The 24222-nt window shown below is 38.1% G+C and carries 18 protein-coding genes; 10 read left to right on the top strand and 8 right to left on the bottom strand.

All coding sequences use genetic code 11. The features are described from left to right. The first annotated feature begins 111 nt into the window (after window positions 1-111). The 3 genes from WH188_RS26345 to WH188_RS14790 all read left to right on the top strand — a co-directional run bounded on the left by WH188_RS26345 (window position 112) and on the right by WH188_RS14790 (window position 6075). Window positions 112-423 (top strand): DUF6660 family protein, encoded by a 312-nt coding sequence (locus WH188_RS26345; RefSeq protein ID WP_409049524.1) that lies wholly within the window; start codon window positions 112-114, stop codon window positions 421-423. Window positions 424-508: 85 nt separating this feature from the next. Continuing rightward, entirely contained in the window at window positions 509-4831 is a 4323-nt protein-coding gene (locus tag WH188_RS14795; protein WP_132768228.1) for a CusA/CzcA family heavy metal efflux RND transporter, read from the top strand. A gap of 5 nt (window positions 4832-4836) precedes the next feature. Beyond that, entirely contained in the window at window positions 4837-6075 is a 1239-nt protein-coding gene (locus tag WH188_RS14790; protein WP_339424257.1) for an efflux RND transporter periplasmic adaptor subunit, read from the top strand. 66 nt (window positions 6076-6141) lie between these two features. Here WH188_RS14790 and WH188_RS14785 read toward each other — a convergent pair whose 3' ends face one another. After that, window positions 6142-6483: a HopJ type III effector protein gene (locus tag WH188_RS14785; RefSeq protein WP_339424256.1), complete on the bottom strand. Its 342-nt coding sequence runs from the start codon at window positions 6481-6483 to the stop codon at window positions 6142-6144. A gap of 40 nt (window positions 6484-6523) precedes the next feature. Continuing rightward, window positions 6524-7054 carry a YceI family protein gene (locus tag WH188_RS14780; protein ID WP_031287132.1) on the bottom strand — a complete coding sequence of 177 codons (531 nt, stop codon included), beginning with the start codon at window positions 7052-7054 and terminating at the stop codon, window positions 6524-6526. Window positions 7055-7960: 906 nt separating this feature from the next. On the opposite strand from WH188_RS14780, the gene WH188_RS14775 reads away from it, so the two are divergent. The 3 genes from WH188_RS14775 (at window position 7961) to WH188_RS14765 (ending at window position 14141) form a co-directional block, all read left to right on the top strand. Further along, the gene (locus WH188_RS14775; RefSeq protein WP_132839778.1) at window positions 7961-8338 is read left to right on the top strand and encodes a hypothetical protein; all 378 of its coding nucleotides are present in this window, start codon (window positions 7961-7963) and stop codon (window positions 8336-8338) included. A 125-nt stretch (window positions 8339-8463) separates the two neighbouring features. Further along, complete coding sequence (locus tag WH188_RS14770; RefSeq protein WP_339424255.1) at window positions 8464-9558, top strand: efflux RND transporter periplasmic adaptor subunit; 1095 nt, start codon at window positions 8464-8466, stop codon at window positions 9556-9558. Between the two features lie 23 nt (window positions 9559-9581). Further along, complete coding sequence (locus tag WH188_RS14765; RefSeq protein ID WP_339424254.1) at window positions 9582-14141, top strand: efflux RND transporter permease subunit; 4560 nt, start codon at window positions 9582-9584, stop codon at window positions 14139-14141. Between the two features lie 98 nt (window positions 14142-14239). On the opposite strand, the gene WH188_RS14760 is transcribed toward WH188_RS14765, so the two are convergent. From WH188_RS14760 to WH188_RS14735, 6 genes are read right to left on the bottom strand one after another with little or no spacing between them, the layout of a single operon-like run. Next, window positions 14240-15484 carry a sulfate adenylyltransferase subunit 1 gene (locus WH188_RS14760; protein WP_339424253.1) on the bottom strand — a complete coding sequence of 415 codons (1245 nt, stop codon included), beginning with the start codon at window positions 15482-15484 and terminating at the stop codon, window positions 14240-14242. 45 nt (window positions 15485-15529) lie between these two features. Next, window positions 15530-16420 carry a sulfate adenylyltransferase subunit CysD gene (gene cysD / locus WH188_RS14755; protein WP_132768218.1) on the bottom strand — a complete coding sequence of 297 codons (891 nt, stop codon included), beginning with the start codon at window positions 16418-16420 and terminating at the stop codon, window positions 15530-15532. A gap of 11 nt (window positions 16421-16431) precedes the next feature. Further along, window positions 16432-17133, bottom strand: a complete 702-nt coding sequence (locus tag WH188_RS14750) for a phosphoadenylyl-sulfate reductase (protein WP_183913025.1) — start codon at window positions 17131-17133, stop codon at window positions 16432-16434. Continuing rightward, on the bottom strand, window positions 17123-17704 hold the full coding sequence (locus WH188_RS14745; RefSeq protein WP_132768216.1) for a precorrin-2 dehydrogenase/sirohydrochlorin ferrochelatase family protein: 582 nt from the start codon (window positions 17702-17704) through the stop codon (window positions 17123-17125). Before WH188_RS14745 ends, WH188_RS14750 begins: the two co-directional genes overlap by 11 nt. Continuing rightward, window positions 17705-18463 (bottom strand): uroporphyrinogen-III C-methyltransferase, encoded by a 759-nt coding sequence (gene cobA, locus WH188_RS14740; protein ID WP_132768214.1) that lies wholly within the window; start codon window positions 18461-18463, stop codon window positions 17705-17707. It abuts the gene before it with no gap. A 15-nt stretch (window positions 18464-18478) separates the two neighbouring features. After that, on the bottom strand, window positions 18479-20581 hold the full coding sequence (locus WH188_RS14735) for a HEPN domain-containing protein (RefSeq protein WP_339424252.1): 2103 nt from the start codon (window positions 20579-20581) through the stop codon (window positions 18479-18481). Window positions 20582-20726: 145 nt separating this feature from the next. On the opposite strand from WH188_RS14735, the gene WH188_RS14730 reads away from it, so the two are divergent. The 4 genes from WH188_RS14730 to WH188_RS14715 are packed head-to-tail and all read left to right on the top strand — an operon-like array spanning window position 20727 to window position 24207. Beyond that, entirely contained in the window at window positions 20727-21698 is a 972-nt protein-coding gene (locus tag WH188_RS14730; protein WP_339424251.1) for a PstS family phosphate ABC transporter substrate-binding protein, read from the top strand. A 1-nt stretch (window position 21699) separates the two neighbouring features. Next, complete coding sequence (gene pstC, locus WH188_RS14725) at window positions 21700-22596, top strand: phosphate ABC transporter permease subunit PstC (RefSeq protein WP_021188200.1); 897 nt, start codon at window positions 21700-21702, stop codon at window positions 22594-22596. After that, complete coding sequence (locus WH188_RS14720) at window positions 22589-23443, top strand: PstA family ABC transporter permease (protein ID WP_339424250.1); 855 nt, start codon at window positions 22589-22591, stop codon at window positions 23441-23443. The genes pstC and WH188_RS14720 overlap by 8 nt, the downstream gene beginning before the upstream one ends. Further along, window positions 23398-24207 (top strand): phosphate ABC transporter ATP-binding protein, encoded by an 810-nt coding sequence (locus WH188_RS14715; protein WP_339424249.1) that lies wholly within the window; start codon window positions 23398-23400, stop codon window positions 24205-24207. The genes WH188_RS14720 and WH188_RS14715 overlap by 46 nt, the downstream gene beginning before the upstream one ends. The last annotated feature ends 15 nt before the right edge of the window (window positions 24208-24222 follow it).

Raw genomic sequence — 24222 nt, 5'->3', positions numbered from 1 at the left:
ATTACATTTTTTTTATAAAAACTTACAGTTATGTGTGAAAATTAAAAATAGCCGTTTAATTTCATATTCTTGATTAATTTATTATTTTTGTAGTAGATTCAATCGATAAATTTGAAGATATTCGTCTATATATTATGCTTATACTTCATCGGGTTAACGATGGTTCCTTGTGCAGACCAAGTGCAGGAGGCCACGGCTATACACATAACCGGAACGCAAGATAAGGGTCATTCTGATGAACATCAGGACTATTGCTCACCTTTTTGCATCTGCTCTTGTTGTTCTACTGTATTGAATATCGAACAAACAAATACCATTTCCTTTATTATAGTATTACTAGAATCAAAACGAAAAATTGCGTACGAAACCAATTTATATTCGTTTGATTACTCTAGTATTTGGCAACCGCCCCAGCTCGCATAATTTTACGATAAAGTCTTAGTTGACTACTTTTCATTCGCTTATCTTCATGATGAGCATTTTGTATAGCTATTTTAAGTAAAATATTATGTTGAACGCAATCATCAGGTTCAGTATCCGTAATAAAATTATTATCGGACTCTTTACACTGATATGGATCATCTGGGGACTATGGAGTGCATTGCACATTCCCATAGATGCTAACCCAGATATTACCAATAATCAAGTACAAATAATCACAAGCTCTCCGGCCTTAGCAACGCAAGAGGTGGAGCAATTCGTCACATATCCGATCGAACAAAAATTAACAAATCTACCGGATCTGGTAGAATTACGTTCGATATCCAGATTTGGACTTTCAGTTGTTACCGCAGTTTTTGACGATGATGTCAATATTTATTTTGCAAGGCAATTGATCAGCGAAAAACTGCAGGAAGCAAAGGAAAATATACCGGAAGGTCTCGGAAGTCCAGAATTAGCGCCGATTAGTACGGGGCTTGGTGAAATTTATCAGTATGTTATTCATCCTGCAAAAGGGGCTGAATCAAAGTATACTGCCACAGATCTCAGAACAATGCAAGACTGGATTATCGCCAGACAACTATATGGAACGCCTGGTGTTGCTGAAGTCAATAGTTTTGGTGGAAAACTAAAACAGTATGAAGTTGCTGTTAATCCTTATAAATTAAAAGCTACCGGTGTCGGAATCAATGAAATATTTGCAGCCCTGGAAGAAAATAATCAAAACACAGGTGGCGCATATATAGATAAAAAACCCAGTGCTTATTTTATACGGGGTATTGGTCTTTTGACATCCATGGAAGATATCGGCAATGTTGCCGTAAAAAATAAAAATGGCTTCCCTATTTATATTAGGGATGTCGCAGAAGTACGTGAAGGTGCTGCAGTACGCTATGGTGCACTGACTTATAATGGAGAAAAAGAAGCCGTAGGCGGCATTGTTATGATGCTAAAAGGCCAGAACTCCGCAGAAGTAGTCGCAGCAGTAAAGGAAAAACTCGAAAGAATTAAACAATCTCTACCTCAAGATGTTGTAGTTGAAGCTTTTTCAGACCGAACAGATCTGGTTAATCGTGCTATTGGAACGGTTGAGAAAAATTTGATTGAAGGTGCCCTGATCGTCATTTTTGTTTTAGTCATTTTTCTAGGAAACCTGAGAGCAGGCTTAATTGTAGCTTCGGCAATTCCATTATCAATGTTGTTTGCATTAGGAATGATGCGTTTATTTGGGGTAAGTGCCAACCTTATGAGTCTGGGCGCTATCGATTTCGGTTTAATTGTCGATGGCTCCTTAATTGTCGTGGAGGCAACTATGCATCATCTGGGGCTTAGAAAAAGTAAGCATGTCCTGAATCAGGCTGAGATGGATGAGGAAGTATACCAATCATCTTCAAAAATCAGAAATAGCGCCGCATTTGGTGAAATTATTATCCTCATTGTCTATATACCCATATTAACACTGGTAGGGGTCGAAGGGAAAATGTTTGGCCCTATGGCGCAAACCGTTAGCTTTGCCATTATAGGAGCGCTATTATTATCACTCACCTATATACCGATGATGAGTGCACTGTTTTTATCCAAAAAGCCTCACCACAAAATTACTTTCGCCGATAAGATGATGGCCAAATTGCAACAATGGTATGCACCATTAGTTCAAAAGGCTGTCCGCATAAGAAGAACACTATTATTATTAACAGTAGCACTCTTAGGTTTTTCCGGCTTCCTATTTAGTAAAATGGGTAGTGAATTTATACCGCAATTACAAGAAGGAGATTATGCATTTCATTGTATTTTACCACAAGGATCTTCACTCTCACAGAGTATAGAAACATCCATGCAGGCTGCGAAAATTATTAAAAAATTTCCCGAAGTAAAAATTGTTGTAGGCAAAACAGGTAGTGCCGAAATCCCGACAGATCCAATGCCGCCCGAGGCAACAGATATGATTATCACCTTGAAACCAATGTCAGAATGGAAATCCGGGGATACATATACGGGACTAGCAGAGCGCATGCTTGATTCACTTTCCGTCATTCCAGGTGTATTCTTTGAAGCATCGCAGCCTATTCAGATGCGATTTAATGAATTGATGACAGGTGTGAGACAGGACGTTGCCATAAAAATATTTGGTGAAAATATAGACTCACTTGCAACGATTGCAAGTCGTGTAGGTCAAGTTGTACAAAGTGTTGAAGGAGCTTCAGCACCACAGATTGAACGTACAACAGGGCTACCACAGATCTCGATTGTTTACAACAGAACACAGTTAGCCCTGCACAACGTAACAGTCAAGGACTTAAATAAAGTTATTGCTATGTCTTTCGCTGGCACAAGCACAGGATCGATATATGAGAATGAAAGGAAATTCGACCTTGTTGTTCGTTTAGATAGCGCATATAAAACGTCAATGGCCGATGTTGAAAACCTACCAGTCTTAACTGGGGATGGAGATCAGATTCCATTGAGCCAACTGGCAACAATTAGTATAAAAGATGGCCCTGCACAGATCAGCAGAGAATCAGGGAAGAGACTTGTCGTGATCGGATTTAATATAAAAGAGCGCGATGTTACTTCAGTAGTAAATGAGATTCAGGAAAAACTGACAAAGATGGATGTGATGCCAACAGGTTACTACTATACTTTCGGTGGGACATTTGAAAATCTAAATGCAGCTTCTAAAAGATTAGCACTGGCAGTCCCGGGCGCATTGTTGCTTATCTTTATATTACTTTACCTGACTTTTAGGTCAATTAAAGAATCCTTACTAATTTTCACAGCCATACCTATGAGTGCAATAGGTGGAGTATTTGCACTATTAATCCGCGATATGCCTTTTAGTATTTCCGCAGGTGTAGGGTTTATAGCATTATTTGGAGTAGCTGTACTGAATGGTATTGTTTTAATTTCCACATTTAATCAATTGGAGAAGGAAGGAATTTCCGATGTATTTGAGCGGGTATGGGAAGGGACAAAAATTCGACTCAGACCAGTGTTGATGACTGCGACAGTGGCTTCATTAGGGTTTTTACCAATGGCTCTAAGTACAGGAGCTGGAGCAGAAGTACAAAAACCGTTGGCAACAGTTGTCATAGGAGGTTTGTTGTCTGCAACCTTTTTGACACTTTTTGTATTACCTTGTTTATATGTCTTATTTTTTAATACTAAGAAAATGAAAATAGGGAAATCGACAATCATAACATCATTAGTGCTGGCTTTCTTATCACTTTCTACAATAAGTTTAGCGCAAGAAAATCCAAAAAGGATTCAATTGGAAGAAGCTATAGCACAAGCTTTGGACGCCAATCTCAATTTTAAAAACACGGCATTAGAACTTGAAAAATCACAGATTGACCAACAGAAATCTTTCGATGGCAAAACAGGAATTTTTGTAGAGAATGAAGATTTCTCCCCTTTAGAGCCAAATGGATTATGGAAAGTTGGGTTAAGTCAAGATTTCGCCTGGCCAGGGTTTTATAAGGCTAGAAAAGAATTTTTAAAAAAGAATGCCCAAATGGTTTTGGAGCAAAGAGAAGATGCGAAAAAACAACTGATAAGGGATGTATCTTTAAATTACTATCAGCTTATTTATCTAGAAGCTAGACAAGCTTTCTTTCTACAGCTGGACAGTACCCATCAAAAATTATTTGAATCCGCAAAACTTCGGGTAAAAACAGGGGAAGCGGCCGGTTTGGAGCAGATGGCGGCAGAAACAAAATGGCAAGAAAATAAAACCATTATGCTACAAAATGAGCAGGATTTAGCCATTGCCGCACAAAACTTCAGCGTTTTATTAAATAACAACAACTTGATTTTACCGATCAAGAGTGCGCTGCAAAAAATAAGTGCTTTTCAATTGCCAGATTCAATCGGTGATCATCCTTTGCTTAAAATACAGCAGAAATCGATAGAGATGGCTGAAGCAAATACCAAAATGGAGCAAAAAACCAAGTTGCCAGATTTTTCTGGTAGAGCTTTCTCCCAAAAACTTTGGGGACAACGGAATCCTGTTACCGGTATATCACTAACGATGAATATGCCTTTATTCTCTAATAAATATTACCATAATAAAGTTAAAATAGCTGAATTGGAGACGGCAATAGAAAGACAAGAATTGGAGCAGCTGAAAATAAGCCTTACAGCGCAACAAGGTAATGCAAAGAAGGAAATCACCAAAAATGAGAAGCAATTGCAGTTTTATGAACAATCAGGATTAAAGCAATCCGAGGGCATTATGAAAGCTGCCAATTTAGCCTATCAAAGTGGTGAAATCAGTTACGCAGATCTTATCCAATTTCTATCACAGTCCATTGATATAAAAATAAATTACCTAACAGCTTTGAATGCGTACAATCAAAGTGTGATTCAATATCAATATTACCATTCAAATTAAGTATCATGAAACTAAAGTTTTTAATTCGATATAGTTTATTTTTTGCTAGTAGCGTAATCGCTCTAGGATGTCAAACCAATACTTCAACTGAAAAACAGCAAACAGAAGAGAAAGGGAAGCAAGAGCATGAGGAAGAGGCGCTTACATTGACAGTAGCCCAAGAAAAGCAGGTAGGATTAACCTATACAAATTTATCCTATCAGATGCTAAGTAATGGTTTAGTACTCAATGGTGTGCTTGATGTGCCGAATGATAAAAAAGCCTACGTGACATCTGTATATGGTGGAGTCTTAGAAGAACTTTACGCTAGACCGGGAGATTTTGTTAAGAAAGGACAGATTTTAGGAAAAGTGCTCAATCCAGATCTGATTAAAATGCAAGAGCAATTACAACTGATTAACAATCAGATTTCATTAACTCAGATTGAAGTCAACCGTCAGAAGGAATTAGTAGAAGGAAACGCTGCACCTTTAAAAAAGCTACAGCAAGTTGAGGTCGAACTGGCCAATTTGAAAGCTCAAAAGAACAGTTTGTCACGACAGCTGTCATCCGGAGGAGGGTCTTTGCACATTTCTTCACAAATTACGATTAAGGCGCCAATCTCGGGAGTGGTGGCTTCGATTCAAGGATTGATTGGAACGCGTATCGAGGCGTCTTCGCCAATTTTAGAAATTGTCAATAATGATGCATTGCATGTGGATATGTATGTATATGAAAAAGATTTCTCAAAAGTGAAAAAAGGGCAAAAAATTCTATTTTCTCCTGTTAACAACGCTAATGCTTCATATGAAGCAAAAATAGATCAGCTCGGACAGGCTTTTGAAAAAGAGACCAATGCAATCGCAGTTCATGCCCAGGTTTTAGGCAACAAAGAAGGACTTATTAATGGCATGCAGGTTCAAGGTACAGTTGTTATTGGAGATGAAAAATCACTTGCTGTTCCCACAGATTGTATTGTAAGTGCCGAAGGTAAAGATTACATTTTCATATTAAAGGAAGACCATAAAGTACATGGATCAGAACCAAAAGAAGCTGATACCCATAGTCACGAAGATCATGCGGACCACAACCATGGAGAAGTAGGTAACGAATATGAAAGAGTTCCGGTTGTTAAAGGAGTTTCCTCAAGAGGATATACCGCAATTACTCCTATAAAAGAATTAGATGAACATACGAAGATTGTTCAAAAAGGGGCATTCTTTTTATTAGCCAAAATGACTAATTCCGGAGAACATTCGCATTAATCAATGACAAGTTCCAAGTTTTATTGCTTAAAAGAAGCCGTTATGAAAATAACGGCTTTTTTATTATCAGGCCTCTAATTTCAGTGTTAAAACAACACCGCTAAACGACACGCCATCCCAGCCACTAATCATAAATTGACGTATGTTTTGATGATTATCACCATCAGGATCATTTAAAACAACCTCATAATGCTCCGCAAATAGGGCAAGAGTCTGATCTTTATCTAAATTGTTTAAACTAGCAAAAGCAAGAATCTTTGCACTGCCTTGATTTTCCGTCTCTTGATTTACTTGATTTCCATTCGTAAATGCAGTAGGAGTGTGCTCATAACGAGCTGCTATGTAGTTCAAAACATCTGAAAAAATAATTTCTTTATTCGCCAGTTTTGCCAAAAGTTCGTGTGCCATTTTGATACAGTATTTAATTTACACACGCAAAATAATAAATTTATTGCTCTTTATTGAGTAACAATTGAATTGAAATATCAATATCTTCATCAATCAAGAGACTATTAGCCTCTAAAACTGAATTATATTTCATATCAAATTCCCATCGGCTCACTTTTCCGGTCACCTCAAATGAAATTTTTTCCTGACCTTGTGGATCAATTATTTTACCATTATATTCCACTTGTAGCTCCACCAATTTTGTATGACCATGCATGGTTAAATGGCCTTCCAATCTAAATTTCTCACCCTTAATCTTTTTAAAACTAGTGGATTTAAATGAAATTGTCGGGTATTGTGCTGTATCAAAGAAATCAGCACTTTTCAAATGTTTATCTCTTTCTTCCACATTTGTATTGATACTGTTTGCATCAATATTAAATTGTATAGAGGCTTCTTTAAAATGCTCACCCCATTCAGCGAAACCGTTAAAAGTGTTAAAACTTCCTCTAATAGAGGCTATTACCAAATAAGTAATACGAAATTGTACCGAGGAGTGGGCAGAGTCTATAATCCATTTTGATTTTTTCATACGATTTACACATTTACAGATACATTGATGATCTAATTTACAAAATAAAAGCATGATATTCAATAGCATATAACGGTATTATGAATCGAAAAGAATCAATCTGATAGCAGTAGAGAAATGAAATCGACATTGATATACCTAGCTGTCATAGATGAATCAAAATCCCGTATAAAACCATTCTTCAAAAGATTCTGAAGATTATAAATTGTACTGTAGTAGCTTGATATAGCGCAGTAATAATTTGTTAAAAAACACCTAGATGAACTTAAATACGATGTTGCGAAATAGTCATTTTTGGTAAACAAATTTTAGATATAAATGTATGCAGGGGATGATCATAAAATTTCTATTTAACATAATATAAATTATATGACTTAATAATATGCTCATTTACAAGGGCTCCATATAATGGCGGTAGTTTCATTTATACGTGGAAATATTTTATTTACAAGACCCTTATTCATGTGATATAACCACCAAAGGCTTATTGTGCTAAAGAATCAATCAATATTGATCTATATGACTTAATCAAAATACCACCTGCATATTACTGTTCATCTTATGTGGCTAACTTCAATACAATTCAAACAAGATGAACTCTAAATAAAACTGTTCACAAATTTCCTGTCGAAATGGATCGATCAATAATCGAAATGAAAAATGTGAATTTCATTAAATTTTTAAATTCGGACATTTTACAAAAAACAGCGAAATTATATTCTAAAAAACCATCTCTGAGATTTTGATTATCTGGACAATTGTCCGTTCATTTTTTTTTATTAAAATCTCAGCGATTAGGAATTTTGATAAAATACAGCTACATCAAATATTAAGACAATGTTTTTCTTTTGTAATATTTATGTGGTTGTTCCAGCATAACTATTTGATTTTATATATTTGTTTTTTATGTGGATTAAAATATTTCACTTCTTGGCATTATTTGGTTACTTGAACATCCTTTTTTATCAGGCTGGCGTCAATACCAATACGCGTGCATCAAATATTTCCACACAATATTTTACCGGAGATTCATTACTTGAATTTGTTCTTGACGATGTGTTGGATATTCCCATTGAAGTTCCTGAAAAAGATTCTGAAGTTCAGTTTGACGATTATCGTATTTTCAATTTTAATCCTCAGATTTTATCCGTTTTTATTTTCGTTCTGGGACTTGTTTATTCTGCATTATCAATTTTAAAACAGAAAAAGCACCCGCTTTACAGTAAGAAAAATGCCTGCTTATCAGGTTACTATCAGTATCTCTACCGATACAGTTTATTCTAGTTTACCCCCTGCCCTATTTTTTAATTTTAAATTAGATTTTAAGAGTCTAATTTTCTAATAATCAATATTTTATATTGATTTATTCTATTCGTTAACATTTTATTTTTTATATGAAAACACGTTCCATGTCTTGGTATGCATTGTCATGCCTAGCGATTTTATCTGCCTGCACAGCCAAAAGCAATGATAAACAGGTAAGTACAGCTCCTAAAAAAGTACCTGTATCCAATTTAGTTGTTATGGATACCACAATTTACAAAGACTATATTGCTGATATCCAATCAGTCAAAAATATTGAACTTCGATCACGTTTAAGTGGCTTTTTAGAACACATCTATGTGGATGAAGGTGCTGCAGTAAAGAAAGGTCAAGTATTGTTCAGACTCAGTGATGAAGAATATAAAGCCGATTATGCGCGCGCAAAAGCCAACTTTAATGCAGCACTTACAGATGTCAAAAAAGTGGTTCTTGAGTTAGAACGTACAAAAGATCTAGCCGCGAAAAACATCGTAAGTAAAACAGAAGTCGAATTACTTAAATTACAATATACAGCTGCGGAGTCAAAGGTCGAAGAAGCAAGATCGATCATGCAACAAGCTAAAACGCAGTTGAATTTCACATTAGTACGTGCTCCTTTTGATGGTAAGATTGATCGTATTCCCCTAAAAGAAGGATCACTCTTAGAGCAAGGTTCTTTACTGACGACTGTTTCCTCACTTAACGAAGTAAATGTATACTTTGACATTTCCGAAAATGAGTACTTAAGTATTGTATCTGACTCATCGTTTAACAAAGACTCTTTTAACAAAGATGTAAAACTGATCCTCGCTGACGGTAATCCGTACCCATATCCTGGAAAGGCATCCATTGTTGAGAGTGAATTTGAGAAGAACACAGGATCAATATCTTTACGGGCTAGGTTTTCAAATCCGCAGGGCATGTTAAAGCATGGTGCTTCAGGTAAAATCTCTGTTCCAATACAGACCGGCGACACCAAATTTGTACATCAAAAATCTGTTTTTGAAATTCAGGATAAAACTTACGTCTATATCTTAAATAAAGATAAAACTGTTTCGATGAAATCTTTTGAAACTGGCCAACGTGTCGGGCATTACTATATCGTGAATGGAGGTTTGTCTGATACAGATCAGATCGTATACGAAGGTGTACAATCCTTGAAGGATGGTATGAAGGTGGAAGTAATCCCTGTTAAGTTATAAAAACTTTGTTTTAAAAATATTTTATGTTTGATGTTTATATAAAAAGGCCTATCCTATCGTTGGTAATTTCATTATTTATAACGTTACTAGGATTATTGGCCTTATTTACACTACCTGTTACCCAGTTTCCAGATATTGTCCCTCCATCGGTCGTTGTTACCGCAAATTACACAGGAGCAAATGCGGAAGTCAGTACCAATGCTGTTGCCATTCCGCTGGAACGTGCGATCAATGGTGTTGCAGGTATGACCTCGATGAATACCGTTTCCACTAACAATGGAACAACACTCATTCAAGTCGTTTTTAAAGTTGGAATTGATCCCGATATTGCCGCAGTAAATGTGCAGAATCGGGTAACAACAGTATTAGATGAGCTTCCCGAGGAAGTGACACGCGCAGGTGTTACCACAGAAAAAGAGGTAAACAGTATGTTGATGTATCTCAATCTGTATACTGAAGATGAAACTGCTGATGAACGCTTTATTTACAATTTTACAGATATCAATGTTTTAAAGGAACTGAAGCGTATTGAAGGCGTTGGTTTTGCTCAGATTATGGGTATGCGTGATTACGCGATGCGTGTTTGGGTTAAACCTGATCGGTTAGCGGCTTACAACATCTCAACCGACGAACTAATTGCTTCCCTTCGTAAACAAAATATCGAAGCTGCCCCTGGTCAAACGGGTATAAGCTCGGATAAAATGGTCAATATGCAACAGTATGTACTTCGTTATCCGGGAAAATTCTCGGAACCGGAAGAATATGCCAATGTACCTATTCGGGCAAATGCAGATGGTTCTATTATCCGTATAAAAGACGTTGCTGAGATCGAATTCGGCTCATTAGATTACGAAATGGTTTCTAAAACTGACGGTAGACCTTCGGCTTCCATCATGTTAAAGCAATTGCCAGGATCCAATGCACAAGATGTTATCAAACGTGTTAAAGATAGAATGGCGGAATTACAAAAAGCCACATTCCCGGCAGGTATGAAATATACAATGGGTTATGATGTTTCCCGCTTTTTAGATGCATCGATATCCAGTGTTATCAAAACCCTGCTTGAGGCATTCTTATTGGTGTTTATTGTCGTATTTATATTCTTACAGAATTTTAGAGCGACATTGATCCCGATCTTAGCTGTTCCGGTGAGTTTGATAGGTTCACTATTCTGTATGCAGATGCTCGGATTCTCCATCAACTTATTGACACTATTTGCACTCGTATTAGCGATCGGAATTGTAATTGACAATGGTATTGTCGTCGTCGAGGCCGTATTTGCCAAAATGGAAGAGGAAAATCTTCCACCTATGGAAGCTACGTTAGCGGCAATGAAAGAAGTGGGTACTGCTGTAATTGCGATCACTTTGGTCATGTCAGCCGTATTTATACCCGTGGCCTTCCTTGATGGACCCGTCGGTATTTTTTATCGACAGTTTTCGCTCACATTGGCCTCAGCTATTATTATCTCCGGCATCAATGCCCTGACATTAACACCCGCACTTTGTGCGATCATGTTAAAGAATCCGCACGATCAGAAAGAGAAAAATAACTGGATGACACGTTTCTTTAAAAAATTCAATCAAGCTTACGACAAATTAGCTGGAAAATACCGTGGATTTTTATCGAAAACCGTAAGCCGTCGCGGACTTACAGTACTTGTTCTGGTATTATCTTTTGTAGCAACTTGGGGAACAAGTGCGATCCTACCATCCGGTTTTATTCCCACGGAAGATCAAGGTATGGTCTATGTCAGTGTAACAACACCTCCAGGAGCCACAGTTGATAGAACAGAGAAAGCGTTAGATGAAGTAGATCGTATATCAAGAAGTTTAGAGTCCGTAGAAACGGTATCAACTCTTGCCGGATATAGTATTTTGACAGAAGTATCAGGTTCATCCTACGGTATGGGAATGATCAATTTAAAAGCTTGGGAAGACCGTGCGCAGACAGTTGATGATGTGATGAATGAACTCAAAGAAAAAACAGCACATATCGCAGATGCACAGATCGAGTTCTTCCCTCCGCCTACCGTTCCCGGTTTTGGTAATGCCGCAGGTTTTGAGGTTCGTTTACTGGATAAAACAGGAACTGAAGATCTCAATAAAACGGCTGTTGTATTGGAAGAATTCATGAATAAACTAAACGCCAGCGAAGCTATAGAAAGCGTTTCCTCAGGATTTGACGTTAACTTTCCGCAGTATATGTTGGAAATTGACTACGATTTAGCGGCCAAGAAAGGAATATCTGTGGATAATGCAATGAATACATTGCAAACACTTATGGGCAGCTTCTACGCCACCAATTTCATTCGTTATGGACAGATGTATAAAGTAATGGTGCAAGCAGACGCACATTATCGGAAACAGCCCGAAGATGTTTTAAATCTTTTTGTGAAAACCGATAATGGCGAAATGGTTCCTTACTCAGCCTTTATTACGATGAAGCGCGTATTTGGACCGGAACAGATTACACGCTATAACATGTTTACAAGCGCCATGATCAATGGGCAGCCGGCATCTGGATTCAGTACCGGACAAGCAATTGAAACCATTCAGGAGATTGCGAAGAGCTTACCGCAAGGCTATAGTATTGAATGGTCAGGTATGACTAAAGAGCAGATTGCTTCTGGCGATCAGACTATTTACATTTTCGCCTTAGTACTATTGTTTGTTTACTTACTATTGGCGGCGCAGTATGAAAGTTTCTTCTTGCCTTTACCTGTTATCTTATGTATTCCCGCCGGTATGTTCGGAGCGTTTCTATTTTTAAAGTTATTGGGATTAGAAAACAACATTTATGCACAGGTCGCACTCGTCATGCTGATTGGGCTTTTAGGAAAAAATGCCATTTTGATTGTCGAATATGCAGTACTCAAAAACAAACAGGGCATGTCCATTGTGGAGGCCGCGATCGACGGTGCGATAGCACGTCTAAGACCAATTTTAATGACATCATTTGCCTTTGTGGCGGGACTTATTCCATTGATGTTCTCCTCTGGAGCAAGTGCTATCGGTAACAGAACAATTGGTACCGCTTCCGTTGGAGGTATGTTGATCGGAACCATAATCGGTGTTTTGATTATACCTGCACTTTATGTTCTCTGTTCAAAAAGAACAACAAAAGTTAAGAAGAAGAAATTAGCAACAGTAGTTTCTGTTGTGCTTGCTGTTACTTTAATATCGAGCTGTTCTGTTCCTAAAAAGCTGACACCGATGCAAGCGACAGCATTGCCCGAAAAATTTTCACCGGCAAATGTGCAAACCGATAGTTCGATAGGTCAGATTTCTTGGAGAAAAGTATTTGAAGATAAAAAACTGATTGCCCTTGTGGATTCAGCATTACTGTATAACTATGATTTACAAATGGCGATAAAGCGTATTGAGATTGCTCAAGCAAGCTTCAAACAGAAAAAAGCTGCGCTATTTCCAAAAGTAAATGCTGAAGTTGGCGCAGGTTTGACAAAGTATGGCTTTTATACCGAAGAAGGCATTGGTAACTACGATAGTAACTTTTCAGAAAACTTAAAATCAGACGAAAAGATTCCATCACCTGCTATTCCAGATTATTTTGTAGGACTGCGCAGTTCTTGGGAAATCGATGTATGGGGCAAATTAAAAAATCTGAGACAGTCATCGTACGAGAATTATCTAGCACAGCTTGAAGCAAAGCAATTGATTGCGACCGAATTGGTGACCAATATTGGTTCTGCCTACTATCAGCTCATCAGTCTGGATAATCAGTTAGCAGTCTTTGAAAGAAATCTAAAACTGCAGGAAAAAGCCTTAGCTATTATTGAAGTACAAAAAGAAGCGGGTCGAGCGACCGAATTAGCTGTTCAGCAGTTTAAAGCTATTCTATCAAACTCCAAGTCAGATCGTGCTAAGACGAAGCAAGAAATCAGTATTCTCGAAAATCACATCAATTTCCTTATCGGACGTGTGAATCAGCCTATTGAACGTACTGCAATTCAGCTGGAAGAAGTACACCTGTTTGATAAATTGGCTTCTGGAGATCCTGCATTAATGCTTGCACTGAGACCAGATATCCGCGAAGCCTCTCATCAGATGGTTTCGGCCATGCATGAAGTTCATGCTGCGAAAGCTGCTTTTTTACCTGCAGTAGTCTTATCTCCTTTTATCGGCTTAAATTCATTTAGCTTCGATAAACTGATTGACATCAATAAATCGGCAACTTACGGTTTATTCGGTGGCATTACAGCCCCGATTTTTAATCAAAGAGAATTAAAGACGCAGTATGAACAGTACAAAGGAAATTATGGTATTTCATTCTTGAATTACGAGAAGATTGTTTTACAGGCTTATAACGAAGTATCCAATGCCTTGCTGACAGAAGATCATATTATTGAACGCTTTCAGCACAAAAATGAACAAGTCGTTGCTTTAGAATCATCCGTAAATTCCGCTCATGATTTATTTTTGGCAGGCCGTATTAATTATTTAGAGATCATCACCAGTCAAAGAGAATCCCTTGCGGCTCAAATTGAGCAAGTCAATATTCTAGAAGAAAAGATCTTAAATCAATTAGTGTTATACAAAGCCTTAGGTGGAGGTTGGAAATAAGAATAAAAAATGTTAATGATAAAAGGGTGGCCTTATTGGCCACCCTTTTTCATGTTAATTAAAAAGTAATTTACTTGACTTTCTATCCCCCTCGCCTGCTAAGCAACGCTTTCAATCATAACAGCCGCAACTGTTACGTTAGTGCGCGGGTCAATGATAATGCCCCTGCCGGTTGCCTGGTGATCCTGGTAAAGATCAAACGAGATATCTTCAGCGGCCTTAATCTGTACACGGCCTATATCATTAAGAGCTATCCCTTCACCATACTTATATTCCTGGTTGTTGATATCCACTTTATGAATGATTTCATTTATTTTCACTTTTGTCGTTCTACCGAAATTCTGAAACAAATAAATTTGATTCGTATCCAGAGCCTTGTTGTCAAACCAGCAGATATTCGCTTCAAAATTACGTTCCACCAGACCCGAATTTTGAGCCGTTACAATGGTATCACCACGGCTGATATCAACATGATCTGCAAGATGGACAATAACCGACTGGCCATCTTCCGCTTCCTGCAGATTTACTCCAGCCAGTTCAATACTTTTGATGCTACTTTTAATAGAAGAAGGTAAAATTAGCACATCATCTCCTACTTTTAGACCATGACCAACAACACGTCCAGCATATCCCCTGTAGTCATGTAACTCCTCGGTCTGTGGCCTTACCACCCATTGTACCGGTAAACGCCAAGCTTGCTGATCTGCCTCTTTAAATTCTATCGTCTCGAGATAAGACAATAAAGAAGGTCCCTCATACCAAGTCAAATGTTCCGAAGGATGCACAATATTGTCACCTTTCAGTGCAGAAACCGGCATAAAATCAACATCAGTCAATTTTAAACGTTCCGCTAAGGTCTGATAATCAGCTTTAATGTTTTCAAACACTTCCTGGCTATAATCCACCATATCCATTTTATTGATACACACTAAAACTTTTTTAAGTTCAAGTAGTTTTGCTAAAAAAGAATGACGCTTTGTTTGCTCAATAACCCCTTTACGCGCATCGACCAATATAATGATGAGATCAGAGTTAGAAGCCCCTGTTATCATATTGCGTGTGTACTGTATGTGTCCCGGTGCATCAGCAATGATAAATTTGCGGTGCTCTGTTTGAAAGTATTTATAAGCAACATCGATCGTAATTCCCTGTTCACGTTCAGCTTTCAATCCGTCGGTCAAAATTGCTAGATCCACAGTCCCATCATTATTTTTGCGGTTAGCCTTTTTTATCGCTTCCAGTTGATCGTCCAGTATCGAATCTGTATCATATAATAAACGGCCGATCAATGTGCTTTTACCATCATCAACAGAACCAGCCGTTATAAATTTTAAAATTTTCATTTTCTAGATTTTTGTATTAGTCACCAAACCTTATTGCATTGCTCCTTAGAAGTACCCCTGTTTTTTTCGGTCTTCCATTGCCGCTTCAGAAACTTTATCATCCATACGGGCACCACGCTCACTTACTGTAGAAGCTTTTATTTCGGCAATGATATCATCTAAGGCAGTAGCCTGCGAGTCCACAGCTGCAGTACAGGTCATATCACCGACTGTTCTAAATCGGACTGATTTTGTTTCCACAACATCCTCTTCATCGATGTTTAAGAAAGACGCAGCTGCCATTAATTGGCCATTCCGGGTGATCACTTCACGCTCGTGACTGAAGTAAATACTTGGAAGTTTAATATTCTCCCGTTTGATGTAATTCCAAACATCCAGTTCCGTCCAGTTTGATATTGGAAATACGCGGACATTTTCGCCCTTATTGATTTTTCCGTTAAAGATATTCCATAATTCAGGACGTTGGCGCTTCGGATCCCACTGTCCAAATTCATCACGAACAGAGAATACACGTTCTTTAGCCCTTGCTTTCTCCTCATCACGACGTGCCCCGCCAATACAGGCGTCAAAACCATTTTCAGCAATTGTATCCAGTAAAGTCACCGTCTGTAAAGCATTTCTGCTGGCATTTTTTCCCTTCTGCTCAACAACTTTACCAGCATCGATACTATCTTGCACATGTCCTACGATCAGTTTTTCACCGATCTGTTCTACTAACCAATCGCGGTATGCAATGGTTTCCGGAAAATTGTGACCTGTATCAATATGCACCAGTGGAAAAGGAAATTTACCCGGTCTAAATGCTTTTAATGCCAAATGAACCAAAGTAATAGAATCTTTTCCACCAGAAAATAAGAGCGCAGGATTTTCAAATTGCCCGGCCACTTCACGTAATATATAGATTGATTCTGCTTCTAGTTGATCTAAATAATCCATTTAATCTTGCTTTATTTTGTTGTCACATGTAATCCACACTCTTTTTTACTCTGATCTTCCCACCACCATCGGCCGGCGCGAAAATCTTCACCCTCCTGAACAGCCCGGGTACAGGGCTCACATCCTATGCTCGGAAAACCCTTATCGTGCAGTATATTGTAAGGTATACGCTCGCTTTTAATATAATTGGTAACCATCTCAAAAGTCCAGTCAAATAGCGGATGAATTTTGATAATATTATTCCCCTCATCATACTCGATATACTCCATATCGTGACGATTCGCCGATTGCTCCGCTCTAATTCCTGTTATCCAAATTTTGGCACCTCGCAAAGCCCGCTGTAAAGGCTCTATTTTGCGTATGTAGCAACAAGATTTTCTATTTTCAACAGACTCATAAAATGAGTTCGGCCCCTTTTCAGAAACAAATTCCTGAACCTTTTCGGTATTCGGGTAGTACGTATCAATTTTTAGCGCATAGCGCTCAGCAGTTCTGCTCCATAACGAATAAGTCTCCTTAAAAAGTCTTCCCGTATCCAAAGTAAAAACTTTGATATTCACTTTGCTCTTTCCTATCCAATCTGTAATAATCTGATCTTCGATACCGAAAGATGTCGAAAATACAACCTGATCAGGATATTGTTCAGTAATAACCTGAAGCAGATCCGCTCCCTGTTTTCCTGATAAAAGTTCTTTAATTCCACTAATTTCCATCTCTCTCAATTAATGATTTTGTATGTTTATTCAGCGCCGTGACTTTTGACTGAAAATCACCTTTTAATTGATTCCGCAACTGGCTCATCAATTCCAATGTTTCATCAATCTCCTCAGGAAGCATTTCCTGTAAAAACTCCTTTACTCTTTTTGCAATTGTCGGGGATTTACCGTTCGTTGAAATCGCAATTTTCAAATTACCTTTTTTAACGATCGATCCAAGATAGAAGTCACATAGTTCCGGTTTATCTGCCGCATTTAGCAAAATATGTTTTGAACTCGCTAACGCTCTTATTTGATCATTAAGTTCATGATTGTTTGTTGCCAGCATCACGAGATGTTTTTCATCAAGATCCGATTCCACAAAATCACGCTCTTCAAAAACGATATGCTTATATTGCGTCATGATGATTTTAAATTCATGACATATTTTAGTCGCAATTACTGTTATATGCGCTTTATCATTATTCTGAATGATTGCTTGAAATTTCTCTAACCCGATCGGTCCACCTCCCACTAATAAAATGTGAATCTGATCTGGTTTGACAAAAATTGGAAATAGCGTATTCATTTAAACAGTTGCGTATTTTTCTATAATATGTTTAAAATTCGGATGCTTAGAAACAACTTCGCCCAAAACAATAATAGCCGGTACACCAATACGCTTTTCCTGTGTTTCGTCCAGTATATCGTCAATCGTACCGATAATAATTTTTTCATTTGGCATAGAGCCATTTTGAATCAATGCAATAGGCAGATTTTCTTTACCATGCTGTTTGTATAATGCGACTATTTCTGTTAGCTTACCAAATCCCATCAGCACCACTACTGTTGCATTTGTTTTAACAGCTGCATACAAGTCCTCTGAGAGTTTCCCTTCAGTTGTAGAGCCAGTTATCACCCAAAAACTTTCACTGATACCGCGATAAGTTAAAGGAATCTTTTGGAGGCCCGTTAATCCGATACTAGAGGAAATACCCGGAATAACCGCTGTTTCGATATCATATTGATTAATAAAATCAAGTTCTTCACCACCACGTCCAAATACAAATGGATCTCCGCCTTTTAATCGTACCACATGACCATGAGTCAGCGCATAATCGACCAGTAACTGGTTGATCTGATCTTGTGAAGTAGAAAGCTGTTCCGCTCTTTTCCCAACATATACCTTCGTGCAGTTTGCACTGGCAAAATCCAATAAACTCTCATCCACTAAAGCATCGTATAAAATTACATCCGCTGCCTTTATCGCTTTTATACCTTTTAAGCTGATCAATTCAGGATCACCAGGACCCGCTCCGACCAAAGTTACTTTTGGTTTAATATTCATCTTCTATCCTCCTCATTAATTAACTTTCACCGCATTTCTATACTCATACACAGCGTTAAAGAATGTATTCAAGCTCTCAAGGTAGTTTTCAGCAAACTCTGGAGTAGGCTCATTCTTATTTATTTGCAAAACCAGTTCTGGGAACGTAGTTTCCAATTCAAAAATATGTTGTTCCACAAATTGCGCTTGGAACTCCTGGATCACAGCATGCTGTGAACTCACATTAACACCTTTATCCAATAATAATGCTTTAGCACAACCTATAAAAGTACTGTAGGCATGATAAATAGCATCCGCATACTTTTTCTCCTCAAGAGCAGAAACCGCCCAAGCTCTTTTTTCTTCAGCTTCAAAGATCAAAGTAGCAACAAGGTCAATCATGACACCCGCACATTCACCCACACCGATCGCTGTTTCAAAAGTCTCCTGATGACCCCAATCAATATATTCATCATCAGATAATGTTGTTAGATCAGCAAGAGGTTTCAATAAGGTGTAGAAATAGTTTTTAGTCTGACGGTCATAGTAAGCATGAAAATTTTCACCTTCCTGAACATTCTTTTTATAATCCGTTAAAATCAGGTCAACCACGTGCAGCACTCTTTTGGTAGGTACTTTGATAATTCTTTCGGCCACACGACCTACACCATCACCAACAGTACCACCACCGATCATGACCTGTGCAGCAGGAACGACTTTACCGTTTGCTTTTACAGAACTTCCATGAAAACCTAGATGCGCCAATCCATGCTGTCCACAAGAGTTCATACAGCCTGAAATTTTGATCTTCAGTTCACGGTTGTAAACAAAATCTGCGTAAAAATCACGAATGTATGACTCAATAACCCGTGCCATCTCTGTACTGTTTGAAATACCCAGATTACATGTATCCGTACCTGGGCAGGTCGTCACATCAGACGTGCTTTCAAATCCAGGAGAAGCCAACTCAAGCTTCGTCAATAATTTAAAAATATGAGGAAGCGTTTTCTCGGTAGCATACTTAAGCAACAATCCCTGATTCTGAGTGAAACGAATTTCGTCGGCAACCAGACCTTCCAGTCCAGCAACCAAAACTCGTGCTTTTTCAGTTGGAAGATCGCCCGTAGATATTTTAGCAAATACACCATAAAAACCTTGCTGCTTTTGCTCAAAAGTATTTGTTGACTTCCAGATCAGGTAATCCGGATCTAAATCCAAAGATAAACTTTCCACGGCATCCGTATCCGGTGGAGTCGGTTGCGTGATCGTATCGCGGTTGATCTGAAAAGATTTTACATGATTAGCAACGCGTTCTTCAGCAATTAATCTTAACACTTCATCAATACCCAATTTTTGGATCAGGTATTTAAAGCGTGCTTTATTTCTATTATTACGCTCGCCATAGCGGTCAAATACACGTAAAGAAGATTCAACAAACGGAATCAACTGATCTTCATGTAAAAATTCATGTACCAAGTGCGCTAGAAAAGGTTGAGAACCCAATCCACCACCTAACAGAACTTTAAAACCACGTTCTTCTTTACCATCAATAACCTGTATTTTAGGAATAAAGCCAAGATCATGGATATATGAAAAAGCAGTATCATCATCTGATGAAGAAAATGACATCTTAAATTTACGACCCATTTCCGCACAGATCGGGTTTCTTAAACAAAATTCGAAAACGGCCTGCGCATACGGAGAAACATCAAAAGGTTCTTGTGGATCTATTCCGGCTGTAGGTGATGCAGTTACGTTACGCACAGTATTACCACAGGCTTCACGTAAAGTAATATCATCCTCTGCCAATTTGGCCCATAACTCTGGTGTGCGATCTAGACTAACAAAGTGTATCTGAATATCCTGACGGGTCGTGATATGCAGATTACGAATCGCATATTCATCCGATACATCAGATATTTTAATCACTTGTTTGAAAGTTGCTTTTCCAAAAGGTAATTTAATACGCACCATTTGCACTCCAGGTTGACGTTGACCGTAAACCCCTCTTGCAAGGCGCAACGAACGAAATTTTTCATCCGTAATTTTCCCTTCCTGAAAAAGTCTAATTTTCTTTTCTAAATCAATAATCTCTTGCTCAACCACAGGGTTTTCAAGCTCTGTACGGAAACTTTGCATATGCTGAAATTCTATTTATTGGTCTGTATTCTCTTCTATTTGGTTCAAAAGTAGAAAAAAAAACTATATAATCTATAAAATCTATTAAATTAATATATATTTGTCAAAAATATTATTGTAGACCAATCCTATAGAGATAGATAAAATGAAAAAAAACAACCGTAATATACTTATATTAAGCTTATTGTTGTTACTTACGAATAACGCGTGTGCTCCTAAAATAGAGAATGGCTATACAAAAGAAAGAGGATTTGAAGGTAATATTTCCTTATCTGGAGCGTTTGCACTCTATCCTTTAGTAGTCTTATGGAGTGAAGAGTTTAAAAAGGAACATCCACATGTGCGTTTTAATATTTCAGCTGGCGGAGCAGGCAAAGGAATTGCAGATGCATTGACCGGTATGGTCGACATCGGACTTATTTCCCGCGATCTTCATCCACAGGAAATAGCAAAAGGCGCCTTTCCTATCCATGTTGCTAAAGATGCTGTGATCTGTACCATTAATGCTGAAAATCCAAATTATACCTTACTTAAAGAACGTGGTTTGACCCATGCGGAACTCAAAAATATATTTATCAATAAAAAATATAAAAACTGGAACGAGATCGACGCGCGATTTTCAAAAGATCCGGTGATCGTGTACACACGTGCTGATGCCGCCGGTGCCGCCGAAACTTGGGCCAATTTCTTTAAAAGTAAGCAGGAGGATTTAAAAGGCGTGGGAATCTTTGGTGATCCAGGAATTGCACAGGCAATTAAAGACGATAAAAATGCCATAGGATTTAACAACATCAATTACGTCTATGACTTAAAAACAAAAAAAGTAATGGATAAAATTGATGTCTTGCCAATCGATCTAAATGCAGATGGGCAGATCAGTGAAAACGAAGATTTTTATAGTACCATAGATGATTTAACGGATGCTGTCAGTAACAACCATTACCCTAGCCCACCAGCCAGAGATCTTTCGTTTATCACAAAAGGGAAGCCTGATAATTTGCTCGTTAAAGAATTCATTTCATTTGTGCTAAAGAAAAAATCGCAGAGTTATTTATTGGAAAATGGATATGTGCCATTAACAGAGTCGTTAATTAATAAAGAACTGATTAAACTGTAATATGCTAAAAACAAGGTTATTAAAAAATGCAATCGCAAAACAGGTCAGTTTTGTTTTGTTGCTCATTTCACTTTCAGTGGTCATTATAATCGGTATCGGACTGACTTTTAAATCAGTACCCTTATTTGAATCGTTTAACATTCTTGAACTATTGACAAATCATGTGTGGGCACCTATGAAAGGAAGTTTTGGTTTCCTACCGTTTATTATGGGCACACTCAGTGTCACATTGGTTGCACTATTGATTTCATGCCCACTCTGTATCTTAACCTCTATTTACTTAACAGAGTATGCGTCAGACACCTTGAAAAATGTCATATTACCGCTTATCAATGTTCTGGCAGCCATTCCTCCTGTGTTATACGGGGTTTGGGGTGTATTATTTATCGTACCTGCAATACAATCTTATATTGCGCCCATTTTTGCAGTTTCTACTTCGGGTTACACTGTTTTGGCTGGAGGAATCGTACTCGCAGTGATGATTTTCCCGATCATGATCAGTATTATGGTCGAGGTTTTAAAAACGGTACCGGCAGAACTTAAAGCAGCATCACTGTCTTTGGGCGCTACCAAATGGGAAACTGCCCAAAAAGTCATACTTAGAAGAGCAAAACCTGGTATAATAGCAGCAATTGTATTGGCGATCTCCAGAGCATTCGGCGAAACAATTGCAGTTTTGATGGTCTGTGGTAATGTTCCCAAAATACCGACATCCATATTTGATGCTGGTTATCCTATTCCCGCACTCATTGCAAACAATTTTGGGGAAATGATGTCAATTCCATTATACGATTCGGCATTGATGTTTTCAGCCTTACTCCTTTTCGTTATTATTTTCGGATTCAACCTCATTTCACGCATCATATTAAACAGATTGGAGGGCAAGCATAATGGATAATCTTAAAACAAGACTTTTTAAAGAGAAAGTTGCAAAAGGTTTCATGCATCTTTCCGGAATGTTGGTTACCGGTTCACTTTTTTTTATAATCGGCACCATCTTATATAAAGGTTTACCTTATTTATCTTGGGAAATGGTGAGTCAATTACCAAAGGGCGGCTTTTACATGGGTAAAGAAGGTGGTATTTTAAATGCCATATTAGGATCCCTATACCTTGCAGGTGTAGCAACTATATTGGCGACCTTAATCGGTGTGCCGATCGCCTTATATTTAAATATATACATCAAAACATCATCGAGACTAGCGCAGTACTCGAAATTAATGTTTGATATCCTGTACGGAATTCCTTCTATCGTATACGGAGCTGTAGGATTTACCATTATGGTTTATTTTGGCATCCGCGCATCCCTTTTAGGTGGAATTATCACCATTACACTGCTAACGATACCAATTGTGGTGCGAACAGTCGATGAAATCATCAAAACAGTTCCCACAGACTTAAAACATGTTACTTTATCTTTAGGTGCGACCAAATGGGAAGTCGCAAAAGTTTTTATTTTACACATTAAACAAGGAATATTTACCGCAATCTTACTTGCATTTGGAAGATCTATCGGAGATGTTGCCGGAGTTTTGTTAACAACAGGATTTAGCGACAATTTACCCCGTTATATTGACGAACCCGCCGCAACATTGCCATTAGCGATCTTCTTCCAGTTGAGCAGTCCTATTCCAGAAGTTCAAGGCCGTGCTTACGCATCAGCACTTATCTTAACTTTTATTATTCTAATTATTGTCATATGCACGCACATCCTATCAGCGAAACAGAACAAACACAAATTGTAAGACCGGCTATTCAACCGCATATTCAGATACAGGATTTGAATATTCATATTGACGGTCATCATATTTTGAAAAACATCAATCTGTCGTTGCCTAATAACAGCATTACCTCGATCATCGGTCCTTCTGGTTGTGGGAAAACGACGTTACTGAAAACCTTAAACCGACTTATTGATGATACGAAAGGAGTTCAGGTGTCGGGCTCTGTATTTGTCAATGGCGAAGATATATATGCCCCAAATGCCGAAGTAACACATATTCGAAAAAAAATGGGCTTACTATCTCAAAAACCATTTCCGTTGCCGATGTCGATATATGACAATGTCGCTTATGGCCCTCGTATCCATGGGACAAGAGGAAAAAAGGAATTAAATGAGATCGTAGAAACACAGTTGAAGAATGTCGGACTTTGGGAAGAGGTGAAAGATCGGCTGGATCAATCCGCGACACGACTTTCCATTGGGCAGCAGCAGCGTCTATGCCTGGCACGTGGGCTTGCCGTCAAGCCTGAGATTATTTTAGGCGATGAATCAACCTCTGCATTAGATCCAATATCGACGCAGACGATCGAAAATCTACTTATTGAACTCAAGAAAGATTATACCATTGTGTTGGTCACGCATATTCTGAGACAAGCACGCCGTGTTTCTGATTATATCATTTTTGTTTATGGCGGCGAAATTCTTGAATTTGGAAAAACAGAAGAAGTACTGTTAAATCCCAAACATGAAATTACACGTCAGTATGTAAAAGGCTTTATTTCATGATAAAACGCTTTGCAT

Source organism: Sphingobacterium sp. MYb388, assembly GCF_037479535.1.
In the GTDB taxonomy this organism is placed as follows: Bacteria; Bacteroidota; Bacteroidia; order Sphingobacteriales; family Sphingobacteriaceae; genus Sphingobacterium; species Sphingobacterium anhuiense.
This window is presented reverse-complemented; position numbering and strand designations above follow the sequence as displayed.

Coding starts and splice junctions, on each gene's coding strand:
- WH188_RS14795 (WP_132768228.1), top strand. CDS start 509: ATGTTGAACGCAATCATCAGGTTCAGTATCCGTAATAAAATTATTATC.
- WH188_RS14790 (WP_339424257.1), top strand. CDS start 4,837: ATGAAACTAAAGTTTTTAATTCGATATAGTTTATTTTTTGCTAGTAGC.
- WH188_RS14785 (WP_339424256.1), bottom strand. CDS start 6,483: ATGGCACACGAACTTTTGGCAAAACTGGCGAATAAAGAAATTATTTTT.
- WH188_RS14780 (WP_031287132.1), bottom strand. CDS start 7,054: ATGAAAAAATCAAAATGGATTATAGACTCTGCCCACTCCTCGGTACAA.
- WH188_RS14775 (WP_132839778.1), top strand. CDS start 7,961: ATGTGGATTAAAATATTTCACTTCTTGGCATTATTTGGTTACTTGAAC.
- WH188_RS14770 (WP_339424255.1), top strand. CDS start 8,464: ATGTCTTGGTATGCATTGTCATGCCTAGCGATTTTATCTGCCTGCACA.
- WH188_RS14765 (WP_339424254.1), top strand. CDS start 9,582: ATGTTTGATGTTTATATAAAAAGGCCTATCCTATCGTTGGTAATTTCA.
- WH188_RS14760 (WP_339424253.1), bottom strand. CDS start 15,484: ATGAAAATTTTAAAATTTATAACGGCTGGTTCTGTTGATGATGGTAAA.
- cysD (WP_132768218.1), bottom strand. CDS start 16,420: ATGGATTATTTAGATCAACTAGAAGCAGAATCAATCTATATATTACGT.
- WH188_RS14750 (WP_183913025.1), bottom strand. CDS start 17,133: ATGGAAATTAGTGGAATTAAAGAACTTTTATCAGGAAAACAGGGAGCG.
- WH188_RS14745 (WP_132768216.1), bottom strand. CDS start 17,704: ATGAATACGCTATTTCCAATTTTTGTCAAACCAGATCAGATTCACATT.
- cobA (WP_132768214.1), bottom strand. CDS start 18,463: ATGAATATTAAACCAAAAGTAACTTTGGTCGGAGCGGGTCCTGGTGAT.
- WH188_RS14735 (WP_339424252.1), bottom strand. CDS start 20,581: ATGCAAAGTTTCCGTACAGAGCTTGAAAACCCTGTGGTTGAGCAAGAG.
- WH188_RS14730 (WP_339424251.1), top strand. CDS start 20,727: ATGAAAAAAAACAACCGTAATATACTTATATTAAGCTTATTGTTGTTA.
- pstC (WP_021188200.1), top strand. CDS start 21,700: ATGCTAAAAACAAGGTTATTAAAAAATGCAATCGCAAAACAGGTCAGT.
- WH188_RS14720 (WP_339424250.1), top strand. CDS start 22,589: ATGGATAATCTTAAAACAAGACTTTTTAAAGAGAAAGTTGCAAAAGGT.
- WH188_RS14715 (WP_339424249.1), top strand. CDS start 23,398: ATGCACGCACATCCTATCAGCGAAACAGAACAAACACAAATTGTAAGA.